Raw genomic sequence first — 6,717 nt, forward strand, 5'->3', positions numbered from 1 at the left:
CGTAGGGTCGGCGGCGGTATAAATACCGGCCAGACGCGGCGAGTGAGTACGCCTAAGTCGCCGACGCCCCTACCGGTGCCCACATGGAACCGACGGTCGCGATCACCGGCGCAACGAGCGGGATCGGGCGGGCGGTGGCCGAGGCGTTCGTCGACGAGGGGGCGTTCGTCGCCGTCTCCGGGCGCGACGGCGACGCCGTCGATCGGACCGTCGCGGCGCTGAACGGAGACGCGGAGGGATCGGCGGACTCCGGCGGCGAGGACGACGCCGCCGGGACCGCGTGGGGCGAGCGCGTCGACGTCCGCGACGAGTTCGACCTCGAACGCTTCTTCCAGCGGGCCGCCCGCGAGGGGGGACCGATCGACGTCGTGTTCGCGAACGCCGCCGTCTTCCACGGGGGTCCCGGCGAGAGCCCGACGGACGACCTCTCGTACGCCGACTACGACGACACCATGCGCACCAACGCCCGCGGCGTCTTCGCGACGATCGGCGAGGCCGTCCCGCACCTCGCGGACGGCGCGCGGGTGATCGTCCCCTCCGGGTCGGTCGCCCACGAGTCGACGGCCGGGATGGGCGCGTACGCGGTCTCGAAGGCCGCGGCGGAGGCGGTCGCGCGGGGGTTCGCCGCCGACCTCGACGCGACGGTCGGCGTCGTCGACCCCGGACTCGTCGCGACCGACCTCACCGGCATGGAGCGCGCTCGCGACCCCGAAAGCGTCGCGCCGCTGTTCGTCTGGGCGGCCACCGAGGCGCCCGCGGAGGAGCTGAACGGCGAGCGATTGGGGCTGCGCGAGTGGAAGTCGGCGACGCGATAACCATCTCAAGTCCCAGCCGCCCGGTTACGAATAGTTGCTGACGGATCGGCGGCGAACACCCCCAAAGCCCCAGCCACGAGGACTCGCGCGGCTTGTTGCGCTCCTCGCTCGCGTTGCTCGCTGCGGTGCTTACTGCGCCGTGCTTCGTCCTCGCGACTGCCCCTTTGAGTCCCGCCCCGCACAGCACCGCAACCGCACCTCACACCTCCCCAGCCTCGTCAGTCGGCCTCCGCTGCGCTCCGGCCGACTGACTCCCTCGCACGCGCTCCTCGCGCCCGACGGGCGCTCGGAGGCGCGCGCCACCGCGCCGTTCATTTATAACCAATCGTCGCAGCCCCTCATCGGTATTTAAATATCGTCTCGCCGATGCCGAAGCGCGACCACCGAGAATTATCCCGCGGTCGGTCGAACGGGGGATATGGCACTCGCGGACCCCGACCTCTCGGGCTCGACGGCGTTCATCACCGGAACGACCCGCGGCATCGGCAAACAGCTCGCGCTCGCGCTCGCCGACCGCGGCTGTAACGTCGTCTCGACGGGGAAGACGACAGACGACGACGACTCCGAGCTGGAGGGATCGGTCGAGCAGACGGCCCGCGAGGTGCGCGACCGCGGGGCCGAGGCGCTCGCGATCGAGCTCGACCTCCGCGATGCGGCGCGCGTCGAGGCGGCGGTCGTGGCGGCGATCGACCGCTTCGGCGAGGTCGACATCGTGATCAACAACGCGAGCGCGATCCAGCTGGCGAATATCGCCGACCTGCCGGCCGACCGGTTCGACCTCCTGACCGAGGTGAACGTCCGCGGGACCCATCTCGTCGCGCACGCGTTCGCGGACCACCTCGCGGGGCTCGACGAGGCGTGGTTCCTGTCGAACTCGCCGCCGATCGTGACCGACCGCTCGCCGGGGAAGGCACCGTACGCGTGGTCGAAGCTCGGTATGTCGTTCGTCACGCTCTCGCTCGCCGAGGAGTTGGCGGGCGACGACGTCGGCTGTAACACGTTCTGGCCGGTGACGACGATCGACACCCGCGCGACCCGCTACTTCGGGCTCGGGACCGAGGACGACTGGCGCACCCCGGAGGTCGTCTCCGACGCGGTCCTCGAAATCCTCGCCCGCGATCCGTCGGCGTGTACGGGCAACAGCTTCTACGACGAGGACCTGCTCCGCGAGGCGGAGGTGACCGACTTCTCCGAGTACAACCTCACCGACGGCGACCCGGCCCCGATGTCGGCACGACTGTTCGATCCGGAGTTCGAACGGGAGGCGTGACCGCGTCGCGAGGGCGCGTGACCGCGTCGCGACCGTCGCACTCGGTCGGCGTCCGTCGCACTCGGTCGGTTCCGCTCACTCCGTGACCGCCTCTCGGAGCGCCGCGGTCGCCGCTTTCGGGTCCGCCGCGGCCGTGATCGCCGACAGCGCCGCCACGCCGGTCGCGCCCGCCTCGACCACCGGTGCCGCGTTGCTCGCGTCGATCCCGCCGATCCCGATCGCCGGGACGTCGACCGCGTCGACGACCGCGGCGACGCGCTCGGTGCCGATCCCGTTTCGGTCGCCGGAGACGGCCTTCGAGTCGGTGCCGTAGACGGCGCCGACGCCGAGGTAGTCCGCGCCCGCCGCCTCGGCCGCGCGCGCCTGCTCGACCGTCGAGGCCGAGACGCCGAGGGCGGCCGCGTCTCCCAACTGCTCGCGCGCCACCGCGACCGGGAGGTCGGACTGCCCGAGGTGGACGCCGTCGGCGCCGATCGCGGCGGCGATGTCGATCCGGTCGTTGACGACCAGCGGGACGCCGGCGTCGGCCGTGAGCTCGCGTAGCCGCCGACCGAGCTCGTACCGCTCGGCGTCGTTCACGTCCTTCTCGCGGAGCTGGACGACGTCGACGCCGCCCGCGAGCGCCGCCTCGACGACCGTCTCGGTGTCGCGACCCGCCGACCGGCTCGCCCCCGTCACGAGATACGTCCGCCACTCCGTGGGATTCATCAGTTGTAGTCACGAGTGGTCGCTGTGAAAAGCTGTCGTTCGATCGACGCCGGCCCGGCCGGGTGAGGGGATCCGGCGGTCCGCCGAGGTGAACAGACCCAAGCCGCCGCGGTCCGTATCGGAGCCGATGCGATCACGACTCCGGGCGGCGGCCGCCCGACTCCGGGCCGCGTGCTCCGGGCTCGGTTCGGCGACCGCGGACGGGCTCGACCGCGCCGGCGTCATCGACCGTGACCGGCTCGCCGAGACCTTCGACCTGGCGTGGCCTCGGATCGTCACCGGGTTCGCGATCATGTCGAAGAACACGGTGGACCTGGCGGTCGTGGGGATCGCGCTCGGCGCGCCCTCGGTCGCCGGGCTGGCGTTCGCGTTCGCCTACTGGCAGCTCGCGAAGTTCGTCTCCATCGGGCTCGCCGGCGGGACGGTGTCGCTCGTCTCGCAGAACTACGGCGGCGGCGAGAGCGACCGCGCCGCGCTCGTGGTCAAGGGGTCGCTGGTCGTCGCGCTGGCGCTCGTCGCGCCGCTCGTCGTCGGCTTCGTCGCGTTCGCCGAGCCCCTGATCGCGCTCGTCGGCGGCGAGGGGACCGCGCTCCGCGCCGGCACGGTGTACCTCGCCGTCACCGCGCCGGCGCTCGCCTTCGAGTTCTTCAACATGATCGCGAGCCGCACGTACGCCGGCGTCGGCGACACGTTCACCCCGATGGTGGTCCGGGCCGGCGGCGCCCTGCTGAACGTCGCGCTCACCGTCTGGCTCGTGCTCGGCGCCGGCCTCGGCGTGCTCGGCGCGGCGCTCGGTACCGCGGTCTCGATCGCCGCCGTCGGGATCGCCCTCTCGTGGGGGATGACCGGCCGGTCGTACTTCGGGCACGGGGCCTCGCCGGTCCCCGTCGGGCGCGACGGCCCGTGGATCGACGCCGCCCTCGTCAGGCAGCTCCTCCGGGTCTCCGCACCCCTGATCGGGCGCCGGGTGGCCGAAGGGGTCGCCGTCTTCCCCCTGTTGTGGGTCGCCTCCTCGTTCGGCTCCGCGACCGTCGCGGCCCTCGAAGTGGGGCGGCGCGTCCGGGCGCTTCTCGGAAGCTTCAGCTGGGGCTTCTCCATCGCCGCGAGCACGCTCGTCGGTCAGCGGCTCGGCGCCGGCGAGGAGTCGCTCGCGACCGAGTACGGCCGCGACGTGATCCGGCTGTCGGCGCTCGTCTACGCGCTCGCCTCGGCGGTCGTCGTCCTCGCGGCCGGCCAGATCGCGGGCGTGTTCGTCGACGATCCGGCGGCCGTGGCGGCGACCGCCGCCTTCGTCGTCGTCGCCGCGGTCTCCGCGGTCCCGCTCGGGATCGACGGCTCGGTGACCGGCTCGCTCAGGGGGGCCGGCGACACCCGGTGGCCCTTCCTCGCGTCGATGGTCGGGCTGTACGTCGTCGCGCTCCCCGCCGCGCTGCTCGGCCTCGCGACGCCGCTGGGCGTCGGCGGGCTGTACGCGGCGGTGATCGCCGAGAAGCTGGTGCCGGCGGGGCTGAACCTCGCGCGGTTCCGATCGAACCGGTGGCAGGCGATCAGCCGACAGTACCGGCCGGACGCGGCGGACGACGCGTCGACCGACTGACCGAACCGGGTCTCGCGGGCCGACTCCTCACTCGTCGTCGGCGACCGACTCGAGGACCTCGACGCTACCGGTGAGCTGCCGGTGGACGTACGGCATGTCGATGCCGGTCTCGTCGAACGCCTCCTTCACTGCGGTGACGTACTCCGAGCGCACCCGGACGAAGTCGCCGCGGTCCGGGTCCGAGATCCACCAGCGCGACTGGAGCCCCACGGCGGAGTCGCCGAGTTCGACGAGTCGAACCGAGACGCCCGGGTCGTCGAGGATCTCCTCGTGGGACTCGGCCTTCTCGACGATGATGTCGGTCGCCTGCGCGATGTCGTCGTCGTAGCCGATCCCGAAGACGAACTTCTGGCGCAGCGTCTCGTAGGCGACCGGGTTGGTGACGGCGTTGTTCGCGAGGTCGCCGTTCGGCACCGTGATCCGCTCGTTGTCGAACGTGCGGACCCGCGAGACGCGCAGGTCGATGTCCTCGACGCGGCCGGCGTTCCCGTCCCACTCGATCCAGTCGCCGACCTCGAACGGCTTGTCTTTCAGGATGAAGATCCCGGCGACGAAGTTGCCGAGGAGGTCCTGCGCGGCGAAGCCGACCGCGAGCGCGACGGCGCCGCCGAAGACGGCGAACGCCGAGAGGAACGCGCCGTAGCCGGCGACGGTAAAGCCGATCGCGATCGCCGCGACCCACACGATCGCGTTGGCGACGCTCGTCCCGAGGCTCCGGACCGCCTTATCGAACCCTCGCGACTCGAGGACCCGACGCACGCCCGGAACGAAGACGTACTTCCCGAACAACAACACGGCCAGGAACCCGGCGAGGAACCCGACCGCCGCCGTCGCGATGCCGGCGAGGTCGACCGCGGTCGTGATCGCGTCGAGCTGTAGGGGGTACATCACCCCCCTCTTCGGAGAGATATTTAAAGAAGCTACTGGCAACGCAGTTGTTTATTGGCGTTCGGTGAGCGGGGTTAGCGTCGCACTCGGTCGCCGGATCCGGTGCCGCACTCAGTCGCCGGGTCCGGTGCCGCACTCAGTCGCCGCGAACCGCGAGCGGCCCGTCGCCGCGGGCGACCCCGCGGAGGCGTCGCCCGTGGACGTCGTCCGCGCGGATCCGGTCGCGGACCGCCGGCGGAATCCACCCGTCGCGGTTCGTCGGTGCCGGGGCGGGATCGACGCCCGCCGGTCGGAGGTCGTTCGGGAGGTATCGCGCGTATGTCGGGAGCCGCTCGCGCAGGGGCATCCCGCCGGCGTCGGCGACCGCCCGGAGGCCGCCGAGGTCGGGCCACTCGTAGGCGGGATTGATGTAGTCGTCCGTCACCGGCGAGACGCCCCCGAGGTCGTCGATCCCGCAGTCGACCAGGTCGGCCGCGGGCGAGAGGTTCGGCGGCACCTGGACCGACACCTCGGACGGGAGCGCGGCCCGGGCCATCGCGACGACCCGGCGCATCGTCGCTAAGTCCGGCTTCGCGAAGTCCGACCGCTCGTTCGGGACGACGTTCTGCACGATCACCTCTTGGACGTGACCGTGGCGCTCGTTGAGCTCGCGGATCGCGAGGAGGCTCTCCGCGCGGTCGCGCCACCCCTCGCCGATACCGACCAGAATGCCGGTGGTGAACGGGACGCCCCGCCGGCCCGCGGCCCGGATCGTGTTGAGCCGCTGGCCGGGGGTCTTGCGCCGGCCCCCGCTGTGGGCGTCGACGTCGGCGGTCGTCTCCAGCATGACGCCCATCGAGGCGTTCACCTCCCGCAGCGCCGCGAACTGCGCCTCCGTGAGGTCGCCGGGGTTCGAGTGCGGAAGCAGCCCCTCCTCCAAGGCGATCTCGCAGGCGCGGTGGAGGTAGTCGTGAATCGAGTCGAACCCCCACTCGCCGAGCTGCGCGTGGATCGCCGCGTACCGGTCGTCCGGCTCGTCGCCGAACGTGAACAGCGCCTCCGTGCAACCGGCGTCGGCGCCGACGCGGCAGCGCTCGCGGACCTCATCGGGCGAGAGCAGGGAGGCCTCGCCGGGGACGTCGTAGTAGGTGCAGTAGGTGCAGGTGTACCGACAGGCGGTCGTCAGCGGCACGAAGACGTTCCGCGCGAAGGTGAGCCGATCTGCGGGGTCGACGTCGGCGGGCGTCACCGAGAGCAGCCGCTCGACGCGGTCCGCGTCGATCGAGAGGTCGATCCCGTACTCGTCGGCCGCCGTGAACACGTCCGTTCCTCACGCTCGCGGTTCAAAAAGGATCGCGGTCGCGGCTCTTCACTCCCTCTCGACGCCGACCCGCCCGCCCGCCGCGTCGAGCGCGAAGCCGGCGTCGCGGAGCCACCGTGCCGCGCTCCCGCAGTCGGTG

6 protein-coding genes are annotated in these 6,717 nt (G+C 72.0%); 3 read left to right on the forward strand and 3 right to left on the reverse strand.

What is annotated here, in order from left to right; translation table 11 throughout:
• Positions 1-83 precede the first annotated feature (83 nt).
• Together OQF71_RS06540 and OQF71_RS06545 are read left to right on the forward strand one after the other, a co-directional pair.
• Positions 84-815, forward strand: coding sequence for an SDR family oxidoreductase (locus OQF71_RS06540; RefSeq protein ID WP_280586602.1), 732 nt, complete (start codon positions 84-86; stop codon positions 813-815).
• Between the two features lie 418 nt (positions 816-1,233).
• Positions 1,234-2,085, forward strand: coding sequence for an SDR family oxidoreductase (locus OQF71_RS06545; protein WP_280586604.1), 852 nt, complete (start codon positions 1,234-1,236; stop codon positions 2,083-2,085).
• 75 nt (positions 2,086-2,160) lie between these two features.
• On the opposite strand, the gene thiE is transcribed toward OQF71_RS06545, so the two are convergent.
• Positions 2,161-2,793, reverse strand: coding sequence for a thiamine phosphate synthase (thiE, locus tag OQF71_RS06550; protein WP_280586605.1), 633 nt, complete (start codon positions 2,791-2,793; stop codon positions 2,161-2,163).
• Between the two features lie 127 nt (positions 2,794-2,920).
• Between thiE and OQF71_RS06555 the strand changes: the two genes are divergently transcribed.
• The gene (locus tag OQF71_RS06555) at positions 2,921-4,390 is read left to right on the forward strand and encodes an MATE family efflux transporter (RefSeq protein ID WP_280586606.1); all 1,470 of its coding nucleotides are present in this window, start codon (positions 2,921-2,923) and stop codon (positions 4,388-4,390) included.
• Between the two features lie 27 nt (positions 4,391-4,417).
• On the opposite strand, the gene OQF71_RS06560 is transcribed toward OQF71_RS06555, so the two are convergent.
• Together OQF71_RS06560 and cofG are read right to left on the reverse strand one after the other, a co-directional pair.
• Positions 4,418-5,278, reverse strand: coding sequence for a mechanosensitive ion channel family protein (locus OQF71_RS06560; RefSeq protein ID WP_280586607.1), 861 nt, complete (start codon positions 5,276-5,278; stop codon positions 4,418-4,420).
• Between the two features lie 136 nt (positions 5,279-5,414).
• Positions 5,415-6,578: a 7,8-didemethyl-8-hydroxy-5-deazariboflavin synthase subunit CofG gene (gene cofG, locus OQF71_RS06565; protein WP_280586608.1), complete on the reverse strand. Its 1,164-nt coding sequence runs from the start codon at positions 6,576-6,578 to the stop codon at positions 5,415-5,417.
• Positions 6,579-6,717 lie beyond the last annotated feature (139 nt).

Origin of the sequence: Halorubrum sp. Boch-26 (genome assembly GCF_029889805.1) — an archaeon.
In the GTDB taxonomy this organism is placed as follows: domain Archaea; phylum Halobacteriota; class Halobacteria; order Halobacteriales; family Haloferacaceae; genus Halorubrum.

What these genes read in the sequence shown, in the direction of transcription:
- OQF71_RS06545 (WP_280586604.1), top strand. Translation starts at nt 1,234, where the DNA reads ATGGCACTCGCGGACCCCGACCTCTCGGGCTCGACGGCGTTCATCACC.
- OQF71_RS06540 (WP_280586602.1), top strand. Translation starts at nt 84, where the DNA reads ATGGAACCGACGGTCGCGATCACCGGCGCAACGAGCGGGATCGGGCGG.
- OQF71_RS06560 (WP_280586607.1), bottom strand. Translation starts at nt 5,278, where the DNA reads ATGTACCCCCTACAGCTCGACGCGATCACGACCGCGGTCGACCTCGCC.
- OQF71_RS06555 (WP_280586606.1), top strand. Translation starts at nt 2,921, where the DNA reads ATGCGATCACGACTCCGGGCGGCGGCCGCCCGACTCCGGGCCGCGTGC.
- thiE (WP_280586605.1), bottom strand. Translation starts at nt 2,793, where the DNA reads ATGAATCCCACGGAGTGGCGGACGTATCTCGTGACGGGGGCGAGCCGG.